We start from the raw sequence: 21366 nt of genomic DNA, 5'->3' as shown, positions 1-21366 counted from the left end.
TTTGCCCGCTCAAAAAAACTAAAAGTTAGGGATTAGCCGTTCCTAGCATCAGGATTTACGACGGCTGACGATTAAATAATCACGATTACTATGTCCGTAAGAGTTCGTTTTGCTCCCAGTCCTACGGGACCGCTTCACATTGGCGGTGTTCGTACGGCTTTGTATAATTATTTATTTGCCCGTAAAAACGGCGGAAAAATGCTCCTTCGCATCGAAGATACCGACCAAAATCGCTACGTGCCCGGAGCCGAAAACTATATTTTAGAAGCGCTGAAGTGGGTAGGTATTGAGATAGATGAAGGTCAGGGCATTGGCGGTCCGCATGCGCCGTATCGCCAATCAGAACGCAAAGAAATGTATCGCACCTATGCCGAACAGCTTATTGCCGCGGGCAAAGCCTACTACGCGTTTGACACCGCCGAAGAAATTGAAGCCATGCGCAAGCGCCTCGAAGAAGCAGGTGCCGATGCGGCCCAGTACAACGCCATCACGCGTTTGCAAATGACCAACTCGCTGACTTTGTCGGCCGAAGAAGTTCAGCAACGTATCGACAACGGCGACCCTTACGTAGTTCGCATCAAAATTGACCCAAAACAAGACATTCGTTTCAAAGACATCGTTCGGGAATGGGTAGCAGTCCACGCTTCTACACTCGACGACAAAGTCTTACTTAAATCTGACGGAATGCCCACATATCACTTAGCCAACATCGTCGATGACCATTTGATGGGCATCACGCACGTGATTCGTGGTGAAGAGTGGCTTCCTTCGGCACCATTGCACGTATTGATGTACCAATATTTTGGCTGGACCGCCCCTCAATTTGCGCATTTACCATTGCTGCTCAAACCAGAAGGCAACGGCAAGCTCTCGAAGCGCGATGCCGATTTGGGCGGATTTCCGATATTTCCGTTGCAGTGGCAAGACCCTACTACGGAGACCATCGCGCGCGGTTTTCGGGAGGATGGGTATTTGCAGGAAACCATCGTCAACTTTTTAGCTTTTTTGGGCTGGAATCCAGGCACCGAGCAAGAATTGTTTACGATGGACGAGCTCATCGAGGCGTTTTCGCTGGAGCGCATCCACAAAGCAGGGGCTCGTTTTGACATTACGAAAGCGAAGTGGTTCAATCAGCAATACTTGAAGGGCAAGTCTGACGAAGAACTAGCTTCTATTTTGGAAGCAAGCAACAATGCGCCAGCGGTAAGTCATGATACATTGCTAAAGGTATGTCATCTGATGAAAGAGCGGGTGACTTTTCCACAGGAGATTTTGAGCGAAACAGCTTTCCTTTTTGAAACGCCAACGGAGTACGAAGAAGCCATTGTAGCCAGCAAATGGAATGCCGACGCCATCAAAGCCATCACGGCCTACGTAGAGGATTTGACAATCTACGAAGGCGATTTTTTGGCCGAATCGGCTAAGGCCATTTGGGCCGCCGCCGCTGAGCGAGTGGGCATCAAAATGGGAAAGGTAATGCAGGCCCTTCGCCTTGCCGTTACGGGGGCAGGCCACGGCCCAGATTTGATGCTTACCATGGAGATTTTGGGGAAAGATGAAGTAATCAGTCGTTTAGAAAAAGCAATCAGTACGTTACCCCAAGTATAATACACTATGCTCACCAACTACCATAGCCACAGCCACTATTGCGATGGCAAAGGCTCTCCCGAGCAACAGGTACAAGGCGCGCTGGCCCAAGGGCTGCGCGCCTTTGGCTTTTCGTCGCATTGCCCTGTTCCGTTTGAAAATCAATGGAGTATGAAGGCCGAGCGTCTGGACGAATATTTGGCCGAAACCCGCGCCTTACAAGCCAAATACGAAGGCCAAATTGAGCTTTACGTAGGTTTAGAAGTAGATTTTATTCCTGAAATGGTTGGACCGAGTGATTTTCCTATGCTCGATTTCTGCGTCGGTTCGGTACACTATGTTGGACTAAATCAATTCGGACAACCGTGGGAAATTGACGGCAGTTCGGTAGAATTTCTGGAATGTTTGGACACGGTTTACGGCGGTGATATCCAGAAAGTTATTCAAAAATATTACGGTATTATTCGGCAAATGGTCGAGACCGACCCGCCGCAGGTGGTGGGGCATTTGGATAAAATCAAAATGCACAATGCCGCCCGTCATTTGTTTGATGAGTCAGAAAGTTGGTACGTTGCAGAAGTAGAACAGACCCTTCAGGCCATTGCCAAAGCAGGAATCACGACCGAAATCAATACGCGGGGCAACTACAAACGCGGTTTAGAGTTGTATCCTTCTCCGTGGATTATCAACCGCATGAATGAATTAAACATCCCGATTTGCATCAATTCCGACAGCCACCGTCCCGAAGAAATCACGGCGTCTTTTCCGTTGGCATATCAAGTAGCCAAAGCAGCAGGGTACGAGGAAGTCCGAATATTATTGGGTGGAAAATGGCAGGATGTGGCTATTTAGCGCGTAAAAGAATAGTTAAACGTATAGGTTTTACCTTTTTCTTGGTAAACCTCCACTACTTTTAGGGTTGTGGCCGTGAGTTCCTGTATTTCCCACATTTGTTCACCCAAAGCACTGTCATTTATCTTAACGACTTTTTCAGAAGCGTCAAATTGCCAAGTTCCTTGTGCATAAATTTGGGGGTCGGCTACATTACATTTTGTAGCACCCTCCTCATGCGTAAATTTTCCCGCCGTCGTAAACACCCGAATATCGTCCTGCCAACATTTGGGGGCTTGGCTCCAATACTCTCCGTTGCTGAGGTTACCGTTGCTAAAGACATCAAACGCGGGTGTTACCGCTCCCCCAACCCATTTCCAAGGTCTCCCCGTAAGCAATTCGGTTTTGGTAGGCGCAGGCGTTTCTTCTTTACAAGAAAAACAAACTAACAGAAGAAGGCTGGCGCGCAAAAAAGTGTTCATTAATAGAGATTTAGGATTGAAGAGCAAAATACAAAATACAATCCTGAAGAACTAATAAACACCGACCGCGCGGCTTTTTTTATCGACGCATATCGAAATAAATTTGAGTCGGCTCAACTCTTTAGCGGCTTTCGAATATTATAAAATAACGGTCGGACGGTTTAGAACCGTCTGACCGTTACAAAACTACACGGGCTAATCTTCCTCGCCCAATTCAAAAATGGCTTCGACGGGTTTTTCAAAATAATTGGCAATTTTCATGGCCAACACTACCGAAGGTACGTACTTGGCGGCTTCGAGGGCATTGATGGTTTGACGCGATACGCCCACGGCCGCGGCCAAATCGGCCTGCGTGATACGTCGGATGGCGCGCTCTACGTGAATGGTGTTTTTCATACGGTCGCCCTCCTTTCTTCCAAATACGGTTTTACGTACACAATCCAGTGAAACCGCGCCAAAAATACCAACGGTGCCGTGAGCATGTTCCAAGATAATATCATATAGAAACCTAACCCGTAAGAAAACCAAACCGACAGTAAAAATCCTCCAAGATGCACATAAAACGCCCACAATAATGATTCGAGCCGCACGCGCATGATCCATTCGTCATCGGTGCGCTCGCGGGAAAATGCTACGAAAAAGAAACCGATGGCTGTAAGTGTCATCAAAATTTCACCAGCAAGGTCATTGGATGTTTCATCAAAAAGGGCTTCCAAAGTCCCTTTTTCGGGAACTTTGATAGTCGTCCATTGGGATAAAACATGTTCCCCATCAAAAAAACTGAGGCTGGGAGTTAATTGAAGAATACTCAAAATTGTGAGAATTAAACAGGGTACAAAAATAAACCAACCGAGGCGCTTGTAACGGTTGGGCAAAAGTAACTTGGTTTCCATAGCTGTCAATAGGTAATTTGTTAGAAATTTAATTTCGATTCAAATGTAAAACAAACTTTACATTTGAGCAAATATTTTTTACATAAAGACAAAAATAAAAGCGCGTCGCAAATTTTGCGACGCGCTTTTAGAATGTTGAGATTCCTTCAGAATGACAAATACTACCTTTCTACTCCGCTTCAGCGGCGGCTCCCGGATAGGTTACTTTGGGAATTTCTAAGTCAATGGTAAAGCGGCCAATGCCTTCTTCGCCGATTACGTCAAACAATTCCACCTGACGGCGGGCGATGTATTCTTCTTCGATTTGCTCTTTTACAAACCACTGAATAAAATTTTCGGTGGCATAATCATCATTGCGGCGACTGATGCCCACGATGCGATTGATGGATTGAGATACGGCAATTTCTTGCTCCAACGCCGTTTCGAATACACTCCGAAACGTCGGGTATTCTTGCGGGATATTGGTTACTTCGGGTGTAACAGCTACCCCGCCCATATCGCCAATGTATTTGAAGATTTTGAGCATGTGTGCACGCTCTTCTTCGGCTTGCGTAAAGAAAAAATCCGCACTGTTTGAATAGCCGTTGCGGTCGCACCACGCCGCCATCGCCAAGTATTTTGACGAAGACTCCGCTTCCATTTTCACTTGGGCGTTAAGGGCAAATTGCAACTCTTCTTTGAGGGAGGTCCGAAGACGCATCAAATCTTTCATATTGATTATGCGAGGTTATAATTCTTGAGTTTCTTTGTTACAATACTACAACCAAGTCGTTGAAATTGTTCGCTTTCCAACATTTTTGCGTAAAATTTGGAATCAGTCTGAATTTGCTTATAACATTCCTCCTCAACATTTCCCGAAAAAAACAGGTAGATAGCTTCGCAAAAAAACATTTATAGGTATCAATCCTTTGGCAAAAAAGTAACGGTGTATTAACCCCATAGAAAGTGAAAAAAATCATCTCCCTTTGCCTTTTAATTACCTTGGCGGCGGGGCCATCCACCACAGCCCAGACCAACAACCCACAGCCCGTCTCCAATACCACCAAACCCTGGACCTATTGGTGGTGGATGGGAAGCACGGTTACTGAAAAAGACATCACGTGGCAACTCGAAAACTTCGCGAAGGCGGGGTTGGGCGGGGTACACATTATTCCGATTTACGGCGTCAAAGGTCTTGAAAAAGAAGCCATTTCGTACCTGAGTCCACAATGGATGCAAATGCTGACGCACACCGTGCGCGAAGGTAAGCGCCTCGGGCTGGGCGTAGATATGACCACCGGAACGGGCTGGCCCTTTGGTGGCCCGAATGTGACGCCCGACATGGCCGCAAAAAAATGGCAGTACACCAACGGTCAACTCCAAAGCGTGTTGACCAAGCAGGCCGTCAAACGTGCCGCGCCCGGCGGTGCAGGATTGGTGCTCGACCCGTTTGCGGTAGATGCCGTTCCGAAGTACGTTCAGCGTTTTGATTCGGCGTTTGCCACCATCAAAGACCTTCCTCGTGCCATGTACAACGATTCCTACGAAGTGTATGGTGCCAACTGGACGGATGATTTTCTGAATGAATTCAAAAAACGACGCGGCTACGACCTCCAAAGCCAGTGGGCCGCTTTTACGGATACAACCACGGCCTTGGTTAAAATAGATTATCACCAAACGCTGTCGGAGCTATTGGCGGAGAATTACGCCAAAAAATGGACCGACTGGTCGCGAAAAAAAGGTTTTGTGACCCGCTACCAAGCCCACGGCTCACCCGGCAACCTGTTGGATTTGTACGCCCTGTCGGATATTCCCGAAACCGAATCCTTTGGCAGCAGCCGTTTTCCCATCAAGGGCCTACGCGTAGATGACCAATACGAAGTAGACCGCTACGGTACGCCCAACCCACTGGCGATGAAGTTTGCCAGCTCGGCAGCGCACCTGACGGGCAAGAAACTCGTCAGCTCAGAATCCACTACTTGGCTCGCCAACCACTTTAAAGTGTCGCTTTCGCAAATCAAACCTCAGCTTGATGAGCTGTTTACGGCGGGTATCAACCATATTTTTTACCACGGCACCACTTACTCGCCCAAAAATGCCGACTATCCGGGTTGGCTGTTTTATGCCTCCACCAACTACGGCATCAATTCGCACTTTTGGAAACATTATCCGTTGCTGAATCAATACGTAGAGCGTTGTCAGACGATTTTGCAGAACAGTCAACCCGACAACGACCTGCTGGTGTACTTTCCCATTCACGACTTGTGGGCCACCCAAGCCCGAGCCAGCGGCGGCATCCATCTGTTGGAAGTCCATCACGTAGACAAATGGCTGCTGAAACTGCCTTTTGGGCAGGTAAGCGAATGGCTTTGGAACAATGGTTTTGCGTTTGATTTTATTTCCGACAATCAACTCCAACAGTTCAAACCTGACGCTTCGGGCAAGTACAAAACATTGCTCGTTCCCGCCACTACTTACCTACCCGAAACCACGCTGGCGCGACTGGTCGAATTAAAGAAAATGGGCGTTAAAGTGATTTTTATGGAACATTTACCCAAGCAACCCACGGGTTTTCATGAGCAAAAAGAGCGAAATGAAGCCTTTCAAAAAATGCTCCAAACGTGGACGGGCCAAAGCTTCCCAAGCCTTCAAGGGCTTGAAATTCTGCTGACCTCCGCCAATCTTCGTCAGGAAACTTGGGCCAAAGAGGGACTGAAATATATTCGTAAAATGCAGGACGGCAAGGTAGTGTATTTCCTTGCCAACCAAGATCAAAAATTCAGCGAGAGCTGGATTACCCTGTCCACTCCTGCCAAAAAAGTAGCCCTTTATCAACCCCTGACGGGCAAAACCACGTTGTTGCCCGTGAAGATTGAAGGCGGAAAAACGCAGGTGTACTTAAAACTTCTTTCGGGTGAATCCTGCTTTGTGATGCTGGACACCAACGTCGGCGAGGTCTTGAACTTGGATTCCAACGTCGGCGAGGTTAAAACGGCACCGCTCCAAGGTAATTGGAAATTAGAATTTATTGAAGGCAAACCCTATTTACCCAAAGCCACCACCCTTACTCAACTCGGCTCGTGGGCTTCTCTCTCCGACTCTGCAAGTTATTTTTCCGGCACAGCCCGCTATTCACTCACGTTCGATTTGCCCAAGGGTTTTAGCCCGACCCAGAAGATGACACTGGATTTGGGCGACGTCCGCGAAGTGGCTGATGTGACCCTCAACGGCAAAAAAATCGGTACGGCATGGAGCCTACCTTTTCGGCTGGACATTCCCGCCAATACCCTGAAAACCAAACAAAACCGCATTGTCATTGAGGTCACTAACCTTTCGGCCAACTACATGCGCCTGCGCGACACGCAGCAGCCCGAATGGAAGAAGTTTCAGGAAATCAATATGGTAGATATTCAATACAAACCGTTTAACGCCGCCAAGTGGACACCTATGCCTTCGGGGCTGCTGGGCAATATAACCTTGGAAGCGGCAAAAAATTAATAGGTCTCGGTTGCAACGGCCACCCGTTGATAGGCGTATTGGATAACAGATTATGGTTACAACATTAATCGTATTCGTTTTTATGGCTGTTAGAGAGATAAATCCCCGCTGGTCCTGCCGGCGGGGATTTTTTTATTTTTTGTCTCCTTCGTACCTATCCTTTTGATACGTATAGCTTTAAGTGGCTCATTTACTGTTGATTATAATCTTGAGATCTATTAGGTAGGAGTATAATTAAGTCATATCAACTTTTTGAGTAATTTATGGTTCAAAATATTTATTTCTATGAATTACGAAATATTTAAAAACATTAATAAAATTATTGAAAGAGATAGTAAAACAACTACCTATAAATTTGCTCTCCTTCGAGGTACAATTGATATTATTCAAGAGAACTCACCTTTTATTAATTCAAAGGATGATAAGGTTTATATCCCTTTGTGGCTATTAGTAGAAAAATGGCTTGTCTATTATTATCCAATTTTCGAAGCAAATATTTCATTTGCACAAATACAAGGTAATGTCCAATTGGCTTTTGAACGGCCATTTAAAGAACTTACAGATAGATATCAACCATATGGTGGATTTTCAGCATTCTATAATGATTTAAAGTATAAAGGAATCCCGCAAGATATACAACCTGTCTTTGTTAAACTCATCAAAAAGCTCCGTAATACAATTGTCACTATGCCTATGCGATACATTGGGCGTTCAATATCAAATGAAGAATATAGCATTTATAAATTTAATCTTGTCAAGACGAGTTTACGGTCAGTTAAAATTGATAAAGAATATTTAATCCAATCATTTGGCTCCTTCTGGATTTCCAAAGAGTACTATGAAGCATTCAAGCTTTTAGGCAGTTTTATTACAGGACAAGACTCTCTTCTCGTTAAATGGTCTGAATTTTCTGTTAGTGCTTCAAATAAATTATTATCAACACAAACGGTTTTACAGGAAGTTTTAAAAAGTCCTGTGACAGAAAGAGATGTAAAGGAGTCTAAAGTGAAATATAAGGAGTTGCTGAAAAGTGAAGGTGCTGTTTTTTGTGTTTGGACAGGTGACAAAATCAGTAATTATGATATTGACCATGTCATTCCTTTTTCAGTGTTGAAAAATAATGATTTATGGAATTTACTGCCAGCGAAACCAAGTATTAATAACCTTAAAAGAGACAAATTGCCATCAGTAAATTTAATTGAGCGTCAAAAAAACCTGATTTTGTATTATTGGGAACTTTTACATAATACTAATTCTACAAGGTTTGATAAAGAGATAAAAATATCACTTTTAGGGGATTCTTCTTTTGAAAATTGGCGAACAGATGCAATTCAGCAATTACAAAAAACATGTGATTATTTAATAACGATTAGGGGTTTTGAAGAATGGAACATCAAAAACTAAATAGCTTCTGCCATCTTACAGCAATCCCAAGAGACAAGCCTTCTTTCCCGCTCCGCAAACTCATTGAAAAAAAAGCAGTATTAGGTAAAATTCTAGATTTTGGCTGTGGATTTGGTAAAGACGTTGACTTTTTGCACCAAAAAGGCTTTGATGTTCAGGGGTTTGACCCGCATTATTTTCCGCAATACCCTTCCGACACCTTTGATACCATTCTCTGTTTTTATGTATTAAATGTGCTTTTCCCCGAAGAACAGAATACGGTGCTGATGCAGATTTCAAGTTTGCTCAAACCTACGGGCAGAGCCTATTTTGCCGTTCGTCGCGATATTCAAAAAGACGGTTTTCGTACGCATCAGGTGCATGGAAAGCCCACTTATCAATGTTTTGTAAAACTGCCATATACTTCCATTTTTCTAAACGAGAATACCGAGTTTTACGAGTACAAACACATTAACCAAGCCACTGATAATCAATCAAAATGCCCATTTTGTAAACCTGCAGCAAGATTACATTTGCTGGCTGAAACACCTCTGAGTTACGCGGTTCTGGATGGCTATCCTGTTGCCAAAGGTCATACACTGATTGTCCCCAAACGCCACGTGGCCGATTATTTTGAACTGACGTTTGAAGAACAAAAAGACTTGGTGCAACTCTCTACTTTTGTACAAAAACGAATCAAAGCCAACTTTCAACCTGACGGCTTCACCACAGGCATGAACATAGGCAAAAGTGCCGGGCAAAAATTCCCTCACGCAAGCCTGCACCTCATTCCGCGCTATACCGGCGATTGCAAAAACCCAAGCGGAGGTATTCGGGCTATTTTACGGTAAAACACTTAATAAACTGCAAACTAAAATATTACCTTACAAGCCATATACCACCATTGACCCGGTCTACGCGACCCGGTCTACGCGACTCGGTCTATGCGACCCAGTCTGACTGTCGTCTGACCTTCGTCCACAATCTGACAAAGCAGTAAAACCCTAATACAGTTTGGCCATTTCAACACCTTACGGCAATTCAATATCTTTCAAGCTAAACGGCACGGACTTAACAGAAGCGGGGGTTTCGATGAGGATTTTGAGTTTCCATTTAGGAGTTGGTTTCTCATCATAGCTGTAGGTGTGCAGGTGTTCGCCTGAGATAAAGCGGCCGCTTCGCCGTACTTCTTTGCCCGTTTCGTCCTCCATTTTAATGTCTACGAGTTTGCCGTTATCGCCGTTTACGTAAAACGAAAGTTCATTCTCTCCCGCCATGCCCGACCCGAATCCCTCCACTAAGGCCATGAGTCCAGCGGCGATTTCGCGCGTGGCGGGGTCGAGTTGTTTCATCTTGGCTTCGCGTTCGGCTTTTTGTTCTTTGGCCATTTTTTCGACCGACTCTTTGGTAAAAAAAACAATGGATAGCGGCGCTTTCTTAGGCAATAAATTGACGTTGGGCTTTGCCTGAAAATTAGCCACTTTTACAATCGCGCCGTTGGCTTCGGTAGGATTATACAAATCCAACGTCCCCGAAACTTCTTTGATAGAGGTTGCTTTACGCAGCGGATTTTTAAGCTCAATTTTAAGTTTTTCGTCGCCAATTTCGGCATAATCGGCCCGATCTTGCTTATCAGTGAGAAGCTCAACACCTTCACTATCAATCGCCTTGGTGAGATTTTTAATTCTGACGTATTTGTATTTACGTACTTCGTCGCCAGTCGTTTTAATTTCAATTTCACAACGGTTTCCGAAATAAGAATTACTGAGAGAACGGCGGTCCTCTAGGCTTACAAGAGCCACTTTTTGGGCAAGTGCTGTATACCCCCACAACAGCGTTGTAAGAGCCATAAAATAGGTTTTCATCTTAGGTAAAGAGATAAAGGTTTTGGAATAATTACCCAATTTTAGGCAACTTTTCCCTTACTTGCCGTACCATAAAATAAGTAATAGCGTCTAACCTAAAGGAGAGCCTAAAATGAGGGATACAAGAAGGTGTTAGACCCTCATAAACCACAAAAAGTACATAGTCTGATGTTGCTGAGTAAAGAACAGATTTTAAAACAATACTTTGGATACGATACCTTCAGGCCGTTACAATCCGAAATCATTGATTGGATAGCGGCAGGAAACGACTGCATGGTGCTGATGCCTACGGGTGGTGGAAAATCCGTGTGTTTTCAAGTGCCCGCCTTAATGAAAGAGGGCATCACACTCGTGATATCACCGTTGATTGCCCTCATGAAAGACCAAGTCCAAGCCCTCCGTGCCAACGGCATTGAGGCCGCTTTTTTGAACAGTACCCAGAGTACCTCGGAGCAATACGCCATCGAAAAACAATGCCACGCGGGCGAGCTAAAGCTGCTCTATATTGCGCCAGAAAAGCTTTTTGCCTCTGGCTCGCTGGACTTCATTAGGTCATTGAACATCAATCTTTTTGCCGTAGACGAATCTCACTGCGTATCGGTTTGGGGGCATGACTTTCGTCCAGAATACACGCAGTTGCACATTCTAAAGGCGGCGTTTCGGCACGTGCCTATGGTGGCACTGACGGCCACCGCCGACCGCGTGACGCGGCGGGATGTCCTGAAGCAATTGGGCATTCCAGAAGCGCGGGTGTTTGAGGCTTCTTTTGACCGCCCCAACCTTTCGCTCAATGTGCTGCCCGGGCGCAACCGAATCAAGGTCATTGAGCAATTTATCAACGACCACCCCAATCAGTCGGGCATTATTTACTGTCTGGCCCGCAAAACCACCGAAGACATTGCCCAAAAACTGCGCGCAAAAGGCATCAACGCGCGGCATTATCACGCCAAACTCCCTCCCGAAGAACGCTCCAAAGTGCAGGACGATTTCTTGCGTGACGATATACAAATCATGGTCGCCACCATCGCTTTCGGAATGGGGATTGATAAATCGAACGTACGCTGGATCATGCACTACAACATGCCCAGCAACGTCGAGAGTTTTTATCAGGAAATAGGCCGCGCGGGCCGCGACGGACTTAAATCCGACACGATGCTGTTTTATAGCTTTGCCGATTGGATGATGCGCCGCGATATGATTGAAAGCTCGGAGTTGCCCCAACACCTCAAAGATATTCAGTTTGCCAAGCTCGATCGCATGAAGCAATACGCCGAAGCCGACCACTGTCGGCGGCGCATTTTGTTGAGTTATTTCAACGAGGCCGTCGACCGCGACTGCGGCAACTGCGACGTATGCCGCAATCCCCGCTCCAAATTTGACGCGACGCTGGCCGCCCAAAAGGCACTGTCGGCCATAGCGCGCACCGACCAGAAAATTGCGATGGGCTTGTTGGTTGACGTACTGCGCGGCTCGCACAACCGCAACGTGACCGAGCGCGGCTACGACCGCATCAAGACCTTTGGCGCGGGCCGCGAACTGCGCGCCGAAGAATGGGCCGACTACCTCACCCAAATGCTCAACTCGGGCGTGATGGACGTGGCCTATGACGAAGCACACTCACTTAAACTCAACGAAACTTCGTGGCAGGTGCTACGCGGCGAGCGCAAGGTGCAATTGGTACGATTTGAATCATACGAAGAAAAACGCAAGCGTCAGGAAGAAACCGCCGAACCCGTAAAAACCAAGAAGGAGGTCATTCGCGATGAACTGTTTGAGCGGTTACGAAAGGTGCGGAAGCAGTTGGCCGACGAGCTGAACGTGCCACCGTTTGTGGTGTTTTCAGATGCAACACTCTCTGATATGGCCGAAAAACGCCCCATTAATCGTTTTCAAATGTTGCAGGTTTCGGGCGTGGGAGAAACCAAGTTTTCGCACTACGGCGAAGCCTTTATCAACGAGATTCTGGAATACGCCCGTTCCAAAACCCAGCCCGGTACGCGCATCGTCAACGGCATGACTTACATCGAAACCCACGATTTGTACAAGCAGGGGTTGACGCCGAGCCAGATTGCCCAACGCCGAAACCTCAACGAATTGACGGTGTATTCGCACTTGGCCAAGCTGTACGAAGATGGCTACGAAGTGGATGTGTGGCAATACCTCACCAAAAATGAATACCGAACCATCACCGAAGCCGCCGACTTGCTACAAGTAACACCTGGTGCAGCGTTAAAACCTTTGTTTGAGCAACTGGAAGGCCAATATGAATACTATAAACTGCGCATTGCGCTGGCGATTTGGGAGAAAGGGAAATAATAAAAACGCTAAAAGTTGCGAATTTAGCAACCATTGTTTATTTTTGATATGCGAATTATTGCAAAAAGTACTCTGCGGGATTTTTGGCTTATGAATCCAACAGCTGAATTTCCCTTGTTAGATTGGTATAATACTACGAAAGGAGCAGCTTGGACCTCACCAAATGAAGTAAAAAAAACGTACGGAAATGCCAGTATTGTAGCAAATAACCGAGTGGTTTTTAATATTAAAGGCAACGCTTACCGCTTAGTTACAGAAATAGACTATAACTATCAGTTTGTGTTTATTATATGGATTGGAACCCATAAGGAATATGATAAAATTGATGTGACAACTATAGAATACAATGGATAACCTTGAAAGTGAGAACCACTACAAAATGGCTCTGAAAAAAGTACGAGAGTTGATGAAACTAAGGCCGCAAAAAGGTTCAGTAGAAGGGGATGAAATGGATATGCTGGTAACACTGATTGAGGCCTATGAGAGTATTCATGTACCCATGCAGTCCAGTGACCCTATCGCCTTTTTGAAATTCAAAATGGAACAGGAAAACCTGAAACAAAAAGACTTAATTCCTTACATCGGCGATAAAACGAAAGTATCGAAGGTTTTAAATCACCGACAAGAATTGACAGTGACGATGATTCAACGTTTAAGTAAAGGGCTGAATATCCCAATCAATTTTTTAATTCCTGTTTTGTAAAACAAAAATTGCCCTGATAGTCTATCACGAACGTAAAATTTAAAAACTCGTCAGCCTGAATCTCAACTGACGAGTTTAAACTATCTGCGTTACTCCCTTATCCCCAACAAGTTCAGCATAAAGGCATATTCCAAGGCAATGTCTTTCAGGCGCTTAAATCGTCCTGATGCGCCGCCGTGGCCCGCTTCCATATCGCAGTGAAGCAGAAGTTGATGCTCATCGGTTTTGAGTTCGCGCAGCTTGGCAATCCACTTAGCTGGCTCCCAATACTGCACCTGAGAGTCGTGTAGGCCTGTCGTCACCAACATATTGGGATACTCCTGCGCCACTACATTGTCGTAAGGGCTGTAGGATTTCATGTAGTCGTAATAGATTTTTTCGTTGGGATTTCCCCATTCTTCGTATTCGCCCGTGGTGAGTGGAATGGTTTCGTCGAGCATGGTCGTGACCACGTCCACAAAAGGCACCTGCGCCACCACGCCTTTGTACAATTGTGGTGCCATGTTGACTACCGCCCCCATCAATAGCCCGCCCGCACTGCCGCCCATGGCAAAAAGCCCTTCTGGCGAGGTCCATTTGGATTGAATTAAGAACTCAGAGCAATCAATAAAATCGGTAAAAGTATTTTTCTTTTGGAGCATTTTACCGCTTTCGTACCACGCCCGGCCCATTTCATGCCCGCCGCGAATGTGCGCAATGGCAAAGGCAAATCCTCGGTTCAACAAACTCAAACGCCCCGCGCTGAACGTGGGGTCCATGGAATAGCCGTAGGAGCCGTAGGAATATTGCAAAAGTGGCGCTTTCCCATCTTTTTGAAAGCCTTTTTTGTACACAATTGATATCGGAATCAAGGCTCCGTCGCGAGCGGTGGCAAAAAGCCGTTCAGTTTGGTAGTCTTCTTTGTTAAAATCGCCCAACACTTCCTGCTGTTTAAGCAGAACACGCGCTTGAGAATCCATGTCGTAATCAAAGGTACTATTAGGGGTCGTGAGCGACGTATACCCGTAGCGTAACACGGTGGTATTAAAATCGGGATTATTACTCAAATAGGCCGTATAAGCAGGCTCTCCGAAGTTTAGATAGTGCTCAACCTGTGTTTTTTGGTTGATGATTCGAATTTTGAGCAATCCTTCGCCCCTTTCTTGCAATACCAAATGATGCTGAAAAGCTTCCAGCCCTTCCAGATACACATCGGGCCGGTGCGCGATGAGCTCACGCCATTGCGTTAAATCTCCGTGATGAGTTTCTGGCACCGACATCAGCTTAAAATTGGTGGCCCCACCGAGGTTGGTACGAACATAAAAAGCCTCGTCTAAATGCTCAATAAAATATTCGTGACCGCGTTGGCGCGGCAAAAATGAAACGCACGCCCCCGCAGGCTCGTCAGCCTTTAAGAGTTGATACTCAGTCGAAACCCCATTTTGATCCGATACAATGGCGATGTACTTCTTTGATTTCATCCGAAACAGCCCTAGATAAAACTGGTCGTCCGACTCTTCATACACCAATACATCTTCACTCACATCGGTACCGAGCCGATGCCGCCAAACCTGAAAGCCCAAAAGCGTAGCGGTGTGTTTTCTGATATAAAAAATCGTTTGATTATCGGCCGCCCACGCGTAGTTTCCTCCTTCGGTATCGGGTACGGCATCGGGATACATCTCGCCCGTAGTAAGGTTTTTAAATTTCAAAGTGTATAGCCTACGGCTGACGGTATCTTCGCCAAAAGCCGCAATTTCCTCATTATCAGCTATCTCGGGAAAGGTGGCGTTATAGTACGAATAGCCTTTGGCCAATTCGTTGATATTGAGCATAATCTCTTCTGCTGCGGCCAACGACTCCCGCTTACGACAATACACGGGGTATTCGCCGCCGTGTTCATAGCGATAATAATAGTAGTAATTCCCAACCTTATACGGCACCGATTCATCTTCTTCTTTGATGCGGGCCTTCATCTCCAGAAACAACTTCTCCCGCAGCTCACCGACGGGCGCCAAAACGGCTTCCGTGTAGGCATTTTCGGCATTCAGGTAGTCGATTACCTGGGCACTTTCACGCTCACGAAGCCAATAATAGTCGTCGGTTCTGACATCATTGTGTAATTCAAATCGGTGCGGAATCTTGGGGGCTTTAGGCGGTTGTAAAGAGGTCTGACGTTGGGACATAGCGATTAAGAAAGAGTGTTTTTAACGCTGAAAATTACAATATCTTCCCGGAAATACGGTAATTTTGTTAAAAACTAACGCAATGATTACTGACATCCATTCGCTTGACCCAAACGGCACGTATACCTACGCTGATTACCTGAAATGGCGATTTGATGAGCAGGTAGAGATTATCAAAGGAAAAATCTACCGAATGTCGCCAGCTCCGAAAATGGTGCATCAATGGGTATCGGGTCAATTATCTTATATTTTACGTACACACTTTGACGGAAAGCCCTGTACCATTTTTGAAGCGCCGTTCGATGTACGTTTACCCATTGGAAATGATCGTTTCCCAGAGAAAATCTATACCGTAGTGCAGCCTGATATTTGTGTGATTTGTGAGGAATCCAAATTGGATGAAGACGGTTGTCTAGGTGCACCCGATTTAATCGTGGAAATCACTTCTACATCAACGTATAAAAAAGACTTCAACGAAAAGTTTAACTGGTACGAAAAAGCAGGGGTCCGTGAATACTGGATTGCCATCCCGAGCGAAAAGGCGATACAGGTCTATTATCTCGAAAACGACCAATACCAATTAGGCGGAATTTATGACAAATCTCCCGCTCAATCGGTGATTTTTGAGGGATTTGAGGCGGAATTAGAAAAAGTTTTCAGATAGTATTTTCCTCCTTGAACCACCCCGCGTACATCACATAATTATTGGCGGTGCGCATAAACACCTCACCTAAGTCGGGCGTTACGTCTTTGAGGTATTTGGCGGGGTTACCCGCCCAAATCGTACCCGGCGGAATTATTTTTCCTTGGGTTACCACCGCCCCAGCGGCAATGATTGAGCCTGTGCCAACGTGTACCCCATCCATTACAATCGCCCCCATCCCAATCAGTACTTTATCTTCAATGGTACACCCATGAACAATGGCGTTATGGGCAATAGAAACGTGGTTGCCGATGATGGTTTTGGTTTTTTGATAGGTACAATGAATCACGGCGCCGTCCTGAATGTTGACGTAATCGCCCATTTGAATGGTATTGACATCGCCTCGTACCACGGCATTGAACCAAACTGTGCAATAATCTCCCATGATGACTTCACCTACAACGGTGGCGTTATCGGCAAACCAACAGTTAGGACCATATTGGGGAGTTGCACCGCGCACAGATTTTATAAGAGCCATTTTTCCAGTGTCGATTTGTGATTGCCAGTTTTCGATTTGCTTGTTCCTTTTTCTCCGTTTTCCTTTCTCCGACATTAAACGCAAAGATAGCAGTCAATCGGTTTTATTTCCGTTTCTTATTGGTTTTTGACGGTTTCAAACATTAAAAATTGGACAATCCTGTTTCACTATCTTTCTTTGAGAAAAAATCAAAGTATGTCAAATCCGCTTGCGTCCAAAACGCGAATCTTCATCGTCGTCATCACATTTCTGATTGTATGCGCCTTTCTGATGCGGTGGTACGTTTTTAAAATACCTTGGCAGGCCAACCTATTTCTCGCCCTTGTTTCGGGCTCGGTTATGATTGTCTCGTGGTTTTTTTTCAGTAAACTCCACCATTTTTTCGACTCCTTTTTCCCCTACGAAAACGGAATCATCATGCGCATGATTCCACAAGTATTACTGACATTCGTTTTTGTTTTGGTAGTATCGGGAGTTACTGTCTCATGGGTAATGTCCCTTTTCCCTTTCAGTTCTCTGATTGCCCAACAATACACTGATTTGGCCAAAGTAGCGGGGTATTTCGCCCAATTTTTGGTCGTCCTACTCATCAACGTGCTGCACCTCTCCGATTATTTGTTTCATAAGTGGCGGGAAAACGCCACCCGGGCCATTCACCTCGAAAAAGAAAAATCACAAGTACAGTTTGATAATTTAAAAAACCAGCTAAATCCTCACTTTCTATTCAACAGCCTGACGTCATTGGACAGCCTGATTCAGGAAAACCCCGACTTAGCGCGGCAGTTTTTGCAACAGCTTTCGAAGGTATTTAGGTATGTTTTACAACATAAAGACAAAGGATTGGTACCACTTTATACCGAAATTGATTTTATAAAAAACTACGTTTTTTTGCTTCAAACACGTTTTGAGACCTCTCTGACGATTGATTTTCAGATTTCGAACGAAAGTCTTGAAAAGAAAATAACGCCCGTTACGCTTCAAATTTTGATTGAAAACGCACTCAAACATAATATCGTCAGTGCGGTTCACCCGCTCACCATCCAAATTTGTTCGGATGAACAGTATTTAAAAGTTGAAAATAATATTCAACCCAAAAAACAGGTGGAAACCTCCAATGGGCAGGGACTACAAAACCTTAAAAATTTGTATAAATTCCTGACCGACAAGCCTTTTGAGACGGTCATCCACAACGGAAAATTTGTTGCGTATATACCTTTGATTGCCTGAGTGAACACAGAGGTAAGAAGCAGGAATTAAGAGGTAATCGTAGTATTTACAACTTCATAATTCTTATTTCCTACTTCTTTTAAAACTCATTAAAACCTGAAGTATGCAAATATTAATGCTTGAAGATGAGCCGTTGGTGGCCAAAAATCTGGAAAAACTGGTCCGAGAGCTCCTGCCGCAGGCAACCCTGGTGGGACCGCTGGTCAGTGTAGAAGCTGCGTTAAACTGGTTTAAACAAAACCCTGAACCTGACCTTATTTTGGCCGACATTCAATTGGCCGATGGCGTTAGCTTTGATATTTTTCATGAATTGAAAGTATCGTGTCCCATTATATTTACCACCGCCTATGACGAATATGCCATTCGCGCTTTTAAGGTCAACAGTATTGATTATTTACTAAAACCCATTGACAAACAAGACCTTAAATCTGCTTTTGAAAAATTTGGCCGCTGGCAAAACACACCCGATAAAGAAGTTTTCTCTCACCAATTACGGGATTTACTGCATGATTTGGAACATCGAGCCACAAAACAATACAAACATCGTTTTACGGCGCATTATCAGCGGGCGGTGGTGGCCGTAGCTGAAACGCGGGTAGCTTATTTTGTGAGGGAAGAAGTAATATGGCTTGTTACAATCGATAATCAGCGCCTGATTACGGATTATCAATCGCTCGATGAGATAGAAGACCTACTCGACCCGACCCAATTTATACGGGCCAATCGACAATACATCGTCAGAAAAGAAGCACTAGAAAGCTATCGAACGCATTATTCGGGCAAAATAGAGTTGTCGCTTACCGTACCTGTCAAAGAAGAAATTATCATCAGCAAAGACAAAGCTGCGCAGTTTCGGATTTGGTTTGAGCTATAAACGGGTGTCATTTTTTAGGCAATCACCTCTGTTTTTTACCAAAATGGTTTAACTTTGTGGAATGGAGAGCACTGCTAAAATATATGTTGCCGGTCACCGAGGAATGGTGGGCTCGGCGCTTGTACGACGCTTGCAAGCCGAACGTTATGAAAATATAGTAGTTCGCACCTCACGTGAACTGGATTTGCGTAATCAACAAGCTGTAAGTGAATTTTTCGAGACCGAACGCCCCGACTACGTCTTTTTGGCGGCGGCTAAGGTAGGTGGCATCATGGCCAACAACGTCTATCGTGCCGAGTTTTTGTACGATAATTTACAGATTCAAAATAACATCATCCACAATTCATACCTCACAGGGGTGAAAAAACTGATGTTTTTGGGTTCGTCGTGTATTTATCCTAAAATGGCTCCCCAGCCCCTCAAAGAGGATTATCTGTTGACAGGGACGCTTGAATACACCAATGAGCCCTACGCCATCGCGAAGATTACGGGCATCAAGATGTGCGAGAGTTATCGCAAACAGTACGGCTGCAATTTTATTTCGGCCATGCCAACAAACCTCTACGGGCCCAACGACAACTACGACCTCAACAACTCGCACGTGCTGCCCGCCATGATTCGGAAGTTTCATGAAGCCAAGGTGGAAGGCAAGCCTTTCGTTGAACTGTGGGGAACGGGCTCGCCGCTTCGGGAATTTTTGCACGCCGATGATTTGGCCGATGCCTGCGTCTACCTGATGAAAACCTACGATGGTGAACAGTTTGTAAACATCGGCGTAGGAGAAGACATCTCAATCAAAAACCTCGCCGAGCTTATCAAAGAAACGGTAGGCTACGAAGGTGCACTGCACTGGAATACCGACAAACCCGACGGCACGCCCCGCAAACTCATGGATGTGGGCCGATTGCACAGCATGGGTTGGAAACATAAATACGACCTCGAAGAAGGAATCCGAATTACGTATCAGGATTTCTTATCCAAAGTCGAAGAATACGCTGTTTAACAAAATTGCCCCGCCAGAAAAGCGGGGCAATTTTGTTAATATCTTTTATTGGTTTTGAAAGCATTTTCACCTACCATCATACCAACTCCCCCACGACTTCGTCGATGGGCTTCGCTTCGGGAAAGAACGACACTACTCTAGTCAAAACTCCTTCAATAATCGCGTCGGGACACGAAGCACCGCAGGTAAGCATCACCGTCACCTGCTCCTTTTGAGGAATAAAATTTTCGGTCACTTCCTCCTTTTTTTTATGGAGATTATAGTGCTTGATGAGGGTGTTGCTGAGTATTTTATTGTCTGACTCAATAAAGTAAGTCGGTAGTTTTTGTTCGCACAATTCTACAATGTGCGACGTATTAGAACTGTTATAACCACCTGCCACCAGCACGAAATCGGCTTCGTGTTTCAGTAAAGCGTAGGTTGCGTCTTGATTATCATTGGTGGCGTAGCAAAGTGTGTCACGAGTGTTGGCAAAATGCTCTTCTACTTGCTGCGGCGCCAGTTGGTAATGCTGTATCATTACCCCTTTGAGATAATCGGCAATACCCTGCGTATCAGAGGCCAACATCGTGGTTTGATTAACAACACCGATGCGTTGTAAATCCTGTTCAGGGTCAAACCCGACCGAATATTGCCCTCGGAACTCTTCGAAAAAATCTTCTTTTGATCCTTCTCCCGTAATGTATCTCGCCAATCGCTCAGCCTGTTTCAGGTTTTTAACCACCACGGTCGGGGCATTTTCTTTGCTGTGCGAAAACGTGGCACGGGTTTCTTCGTGCAGCGGTTTTCCGTGTACAATGATAGTATAGTTTTTTTGGCCGATTTGGGTAGCGCGGTTCCATACTTTTTCCACAAACGGGCATGTAGTATCGTATTGATAAGCATCAATCCCCAACAACCTCAACCGATTTTGGATTTCGACGGTGGTTCCAAACGCTGGCACTATCACGATATCTTCGGGGTGTAGTGCTTCCCACGGGATAATCTGCCGACCAGTGGTTTCCATTAAAAACCTAACTCCTCTTTCCAACAAGTCCCGATTTACGTCGGGATTGTGAATCATTTCGCTCAATAAAAAAATGCGCTTGCCAGGGTTGTCAGCAATCGCTTTATAAGCAATCTCGATGGCATTTTCGACGCCATAACAAAACCCAAAGTGCCGCGCAATCAGAAACTTCACGGGGCCAAAATCAAGCACCGTTGGCGAAAAATCGCGTTTAAGCTTATCGTTTTTCCGACGCAGCTCTTTGATCGGCGTAATGATGCGACTGCGATAAAAATCAGGTATGTGGAAGGTCTTCATGCTGTTGGAGCAGAATTACGCGTTCGTTGAAAAAGAATCGTTTCGTTGCAAAATTACAACGAACGTATATATAACA

20 protein-coding genes are annotated in these 21366 nt (G+C 45.3%); 12 read left to right on the top strand and 8 right to left on the bottom strand.

Going from position 1 to position 21366, the window contains the following annotated elements; genetic code table 11:
* Positions 1-90 precede the first annotated feature (90 nt).
* Entirely contained in the window at positions 91-1608 is a 1518-nt protein-coding gene (gene gltX, locus DR864_RS20275; RefSeq protein WP_114068682.1) for a glutamate--tRNA ligase, read from the top strand.
* Between the two features lie 6 nt (positions 1609-1614).
* Positions 1615-2439, top strand: coding sequence for a histidinol-phosphatase (locus DR864_RS20270; protein WP_114068681.1), 825 nt, complete (start codon positions 1615-1617; stop codon positions 2437-2439).
* Here DR864_RS20270 and DR864_RS20265 read toward each other — a convergent pair.
* From DR864_RS20265 to DR864_RS20250, 4 genes are all read right to left on the bottom strand, one after another.
* Complete coding sequence (locus DR864_RS20265; RefSeq protein WP_114068680.1) at positions 2436-2900, bottom strand: hypothetical protein; 465 nt, start codon at positions 2898-2900, stop codon at positions 2436-2438. The two genes, DR864_RS20270 and DR864_RS20265, sit on opposite strands and share 4 nt — an antisense overlap.
* A gap of 195 nt (positions 2901-3095) precedes the next feature.
* Positions 3096-3296, bottom strand: coding sequence for a helix-turn-helix transcriptional regulator (locus DR864_RS20260; RefSeq protein ID WP_013927914.1), 201 nt, complete (start codon positions 3294-3296; stop codon positions 3096-3098).
* Positions 3293-3793, bottom strand: coding sequence for a hypothetical protein (locus tag DR864_RS20255; protein ID WP_114068679.1), 501 nt, complete (start codon positions 3791-3793; stop codon positions 3293-3295). The genes DR864_RS20260 and DR864_RS20255 overlap by 4 nt, the downstream gene beginning before the upstream one ends.
* 169 nt (positions 3794-3962) lie before the next feature.
* Positions 3963-4505, bottom strand: coding sequence for a ferritin (locus tag DR864_RS20250; RefSeq protein ID WP_114068678.1), 543 nt, complete (start codon positions 4503-4505; stop codon positions 3963-3965).
* Between the two features lie 233 nt (positions 4506-4738).
* Between DR864_RS20250 and DR864_RS20245 the strand changes: the two genes are divergently transcribed.
* From DR864_RS20245 to DR864_RS20235, 3 genes are all read left to right on the top strand, one after another.
* Positions 4739-7270, top strand: a complete 2532-nt coding sequence (locus DR864_RS20245) for a glycosyl hydrolase (RefSeq protein WP_229599427.1) — start codon at positions 4739-4741, stop codon at positions 7268-7270.
* Between the two features lie 285 nt (positions 7271-7555).
* On the top strand, positions 7556-8674 hold the full coding sequence (locus tag DR864_RS20240) for a DUF8808 domain-containing protein (RefSeq protein WP_114068677.1): 1119 nt from the start codon (positions 7556-7558) through the stop codon (positions 8672-8674).
* Complete coding sequence (locus DR864_RS20235; RefSeq protein WP_114068676.1) at positions 8656-9504, top strand: HIT family protein; 849 nt, start codon at positions 8656-8658, stop codon at positions 9502-9504. Before DR864_RS20240 ends, DR864_RS20235 begins: the two co-directional genes overlap by 19 nt.
* A 180-nt stretch (positions 9505-9684) precedes the next feature.
* On the opposite strand, the gene DR864_RS20230 is transcribed toward DR864_RS20235, so the two are convergent.
* Positions 9685-10518, bottom strand: coding sequence for a hypothetical protein (locus DR864_RS20230; protein WP_114068675.1), 834 nt, complete (start codon positions 10516-10518; stop codon positions 9685-9687).
* Between the two features lie 168 nt (positions 10519-10686).
* On the opposite strand from DR864_RS20230, the gene recQ reads away from it, so the two are divergent.
* Genes recQ through DR864_RS20215 form a run of 3 tightly spaced genes read left to right on the top strand, consistent with a single transcriptional unit; the run spans position 10687 to position 13537 of the window.
* Positions 10687-12834, top strand: a complete 2148-nt coding sequence (gene recQ / locus DR864_RS20225; protein ID WP_114068674.1) for a DNA helicase RecQ — start codon at positions 10687-10689, stop codon at positions 12832-12834.
* A gap of 48 nt (positions 12835-12882) precedes the next feature.
* Complete coding sequence (locus DR864_RS20220) at positions 12883-13188, top strand: type II toxin-antitoxin system HigB family toxin (protein ID WP_114068673.1); 306 nt, start codon at positions 12883-12885, stop codon at positions 13186-13188.
* Complete coding sequence (locus DR864_RS20215; protein ID WP_114068672.1) at positions 13181-13537, top strand: helix-turn-helix domain-containing protein; 357 nt, start codon at positions 13181-13183, stop codon at positions 13535-13537. The genes DR864_RS20220 and DR864_RS20215 overlap by 8 nt, the downstream gene beginning before the upstream one ends.
* A gap of 89 nt (positions 13538-13626) precedes the next feature.
* Here the strand turns inward: DR864_RS20215 and DR864_RS20210 are convergent, their stop codons facing one another.
* Positions 13627-15702 (bottom strand): S9 family peptidase, encoded by a 2076-nt coding sequence (locus DR864_RS20210; protein WP_114068671.1) that lies wholly within the window; start codon positions 15700-15702, stop codon positions 13627-13629.
* 82 nt (positions 15703-15784) lie between these two features.
* On the opposite strand from DR864_RS20210, the gene DR864_RS20205 reads away from it, so the two are divergent.
* Positions 15785-16366, top strand: a complete 582-nt coding sequence (locus DR864_RS20205) for a Uma2 family endonuclease (protein WP_114068670.1) — start codon at positions 15785-15787, stop codon at positions 16364-16366.
* Here DR864_RS20205 and DR864_RS20200 read toward each other — a convergent pair.
* On the bottom strand, positions 16359-16883 hold the full coding sequence (locus tag DR864_RS20200) for a gamma carbonic anhydrase family protein (RefSeq protein ID WP_114070382.1): 525 nt from the start codon (positions 16881-16883) through the stop codon (positions 16359-16361). The genes DR864_RS20205 and DR864_RS20200 overlap by 8 nt on opposite strands.
* A gap of 195 nt (positions 16884-17078) precedes the next feature.
* On the opposite strand from DR864_RS20200, the gene DR864_RS20195 reads away from it, so the two are divergent.
* The 3 genes from DR864_RS20195 to fcl all read left to right on the top strand — a co-directional run bounded on the left by DR864_RS20195 (position 17079) and on the right by fcl (position 19987).
* Positions 17079-18110 carry a sensor histidine kinase gene (locus DR864_RS20195; protein ID WP_229599426.1) on the top strand — a complete coding sequence of 344 codons (1032 nt, stop codon included), beginning with the start codon at positions 17079-17081 and terminating at the stop codon, positions 18108-18110.
* Positions 18111-18213: 103 nt separating this feature from the next.
* Positions 18214-18984, top strand: coding sequence for a LytR/AlgR family response regulator transcription factor (locus tag DR864_RS20190; protein WP_114068669.1), 771 nt, complete (start codon positions 18214-18216; stop codon positions 18982-18984).
* A gap of 61 nt (positions 18985-19045) precedes the next feature.
* Positions 19046-19987, top strand: coding sequence for a GDP-L-fucose synthase (gene fcl, locus DR864_RS20185; protein ID WP_114068668.1), 942 nt, complete (start codon positions 19046-19048; stop codon positions 19985-19987).
* Between the two features lie 76 nt (positions 19988-20063).
* Here fcl and DR864_RS20180 read toward each other — a convergent pair whose 3' ends face one another.
* Positions 20064-21290 carry a 4-hydroxy-3-methylbut-2-enyl diphosphate reductase gene (locus DR864_RS20180; RefSeq protein ID WP_114068667.1) on the bottom strand — a complete coding sequence of 409 codons (1227 nt, stop codon included), beginning with the start codon at positions 21288-21290 and terminating at the stop codon, positions 20064-20066.
* Between the last annotated feature and the right edge of the window lie 76 nt (positions 21291-21366).

It is taken from the genome of Runella rosea (genome assembly GCF_003325355.1).
GTDB lineage: Bacteria > Bacteroidota > Bacteroidia > Cytophagales > Spirosomataceae > Runella > Runella rosea.
Note: the sequence above shows the minus strand (reverse complement) of the source record. Positions and strands in the feature narration are given on the sequence as shown.

What these genes read in the sequence shown, in the direction of transcription:
- DR864_RS20255 (WP_114068679.1), bottom strand. Translation starts at nt 3,793, where the DNA reads ATGGAAACCAAGTTACTTTTGCCCAACCGTTACAAGCGCCTCGGTTGG.
- DR864_RS20250 (WP_114068678.1), bottom strand. Translation starts at nt 4,505, where the DNA reads ATGAAAGATTTGATGCGTCTTCGGACCTCCCTCAAAGAAGAGTTGCAA.
- DR864_RS20215 (WP_114068672.1), top strand. Translation starts at nt 13,181, where the DNA reads ATGGATAACCTTGAAAGTGAGAACCACTACAAAATGGCTCTGAAAAAA.
- DR864_RS20180 (WP_114068667.1), bottom strand. Translation starts at nt 21,290, where the DNA reads ATGAAGACCTTCCACATACCTGATTTTTATCGCAGTCGCATCATTACG.
- DR864_RS20235 (WP_114068676.1), top strand. Translation starts at nt 8,656, where the DNA reads ATGGAACATCAAAAACTAAATAGCTTCTGCCATCTTACAGCAATCCCA.
- recQ (WP_114068674.1), top strand. Translation starts at nt 10,687, where the DNA reads ATGTTGCTGAGTAAAGAACAGATTTTAAAACAATACTTTGGATACGAT.
- DR864_RS20265 (WP_114068680.1), bottom strand. Translation starts at nt 2,900, where the DNA reads ATGAACACTTTTTTGCGCGCCAGCCTTCTTCTGTTAGTTTGTTTTTCT.
- DR864_RS20200 (WP_114070382.1), bottom strand. Translation starts at nt 16,883, where the DNA reads ATGGCTCTTATAAAATCTGTGCGCGGTGCAACTCCCCAATATGGTCCT.
- gltX (WP_114068682.1), top strand. Translation starts at nt 91, where the DNA reads ATGTCCGTAAGAGTTCGTTTTGCTCCCAGTCCTACGGGACCGCTTCAC.
- fcl (WP_114068668.1), top strand. Translation starts at nt 19,046, where the DNA reads ATGGAGAGCACTGCTAAAATATATGTTGCCGGTCACCGAGGAATGGTG.
- DR864_RS20210 (WP_114068671.1), bottom strand. Translation starts at nt 15,702, where the DNA reads ATGTCCCAACGTCAGACCTCTTTACAACCGCCTAAAGCCCCCAAGATT.
- DR864_RS20205 (WP_114068670.1), top strand. Translation starts at nt 15,785, where the DNA reads ATGATTACTGACATCCATTCGCTTGACCCAAACGGCACGTATACCTAC.
- DR864_RS20240 (WP_114068677.1), top strand. Translation starts at nt 7,556, where the DNA reads ATGAATTACGAAATATTTAAAAACATTAATAAAATTATTGAAAGAGAT.
- DR864_RS20230 (WP_114068675.1), bottom strand. Translation starts at nt 10,518, where the DNA reads ATGAAAACCTATTTTATGGCTCTTACAACGCTGTTGTGGGGGTATACA.
- DR864_RS20220 (WP_114068673.1), top strand. Translation starts at nt 12,883, where the DNA reads ATGCGAATTATTGCAAAAAGTACTCTGCGGGATTTTTGGCTTATGAAT.
- DR864_RS20270 (WP_114068681.1), top strand. Translation starts at nt 1,615, where the DNA reads ATGCTCACCAACTACCATAGCCACAGCCACTATTGCGATGGCAAAGGC.
- DR864_RS20195 (WP_229599426.1), top strand. Translation starts at nt 17,079, where the DNA reads ATGTCAAATCCGCTTGCGTCCAAAACGCGAATCTTCATCGTCGTCATC.
- DR864_RS20260 (WP_013927914.1), bottom strand. Translation starts at nt 3,296, where the DNA reads ATGAAAAACACCATTCACGTAGAGCGCGCCATCCGACGTATCACGCAG.
- DR864_RS20190 (WP_114068669.1), top strand. Translation starts at nt 18,214, where the DNA reads ATGCAAATATTAATGCTTGAAGATGAGCCGTTGGTGGCCAAAAATCTG.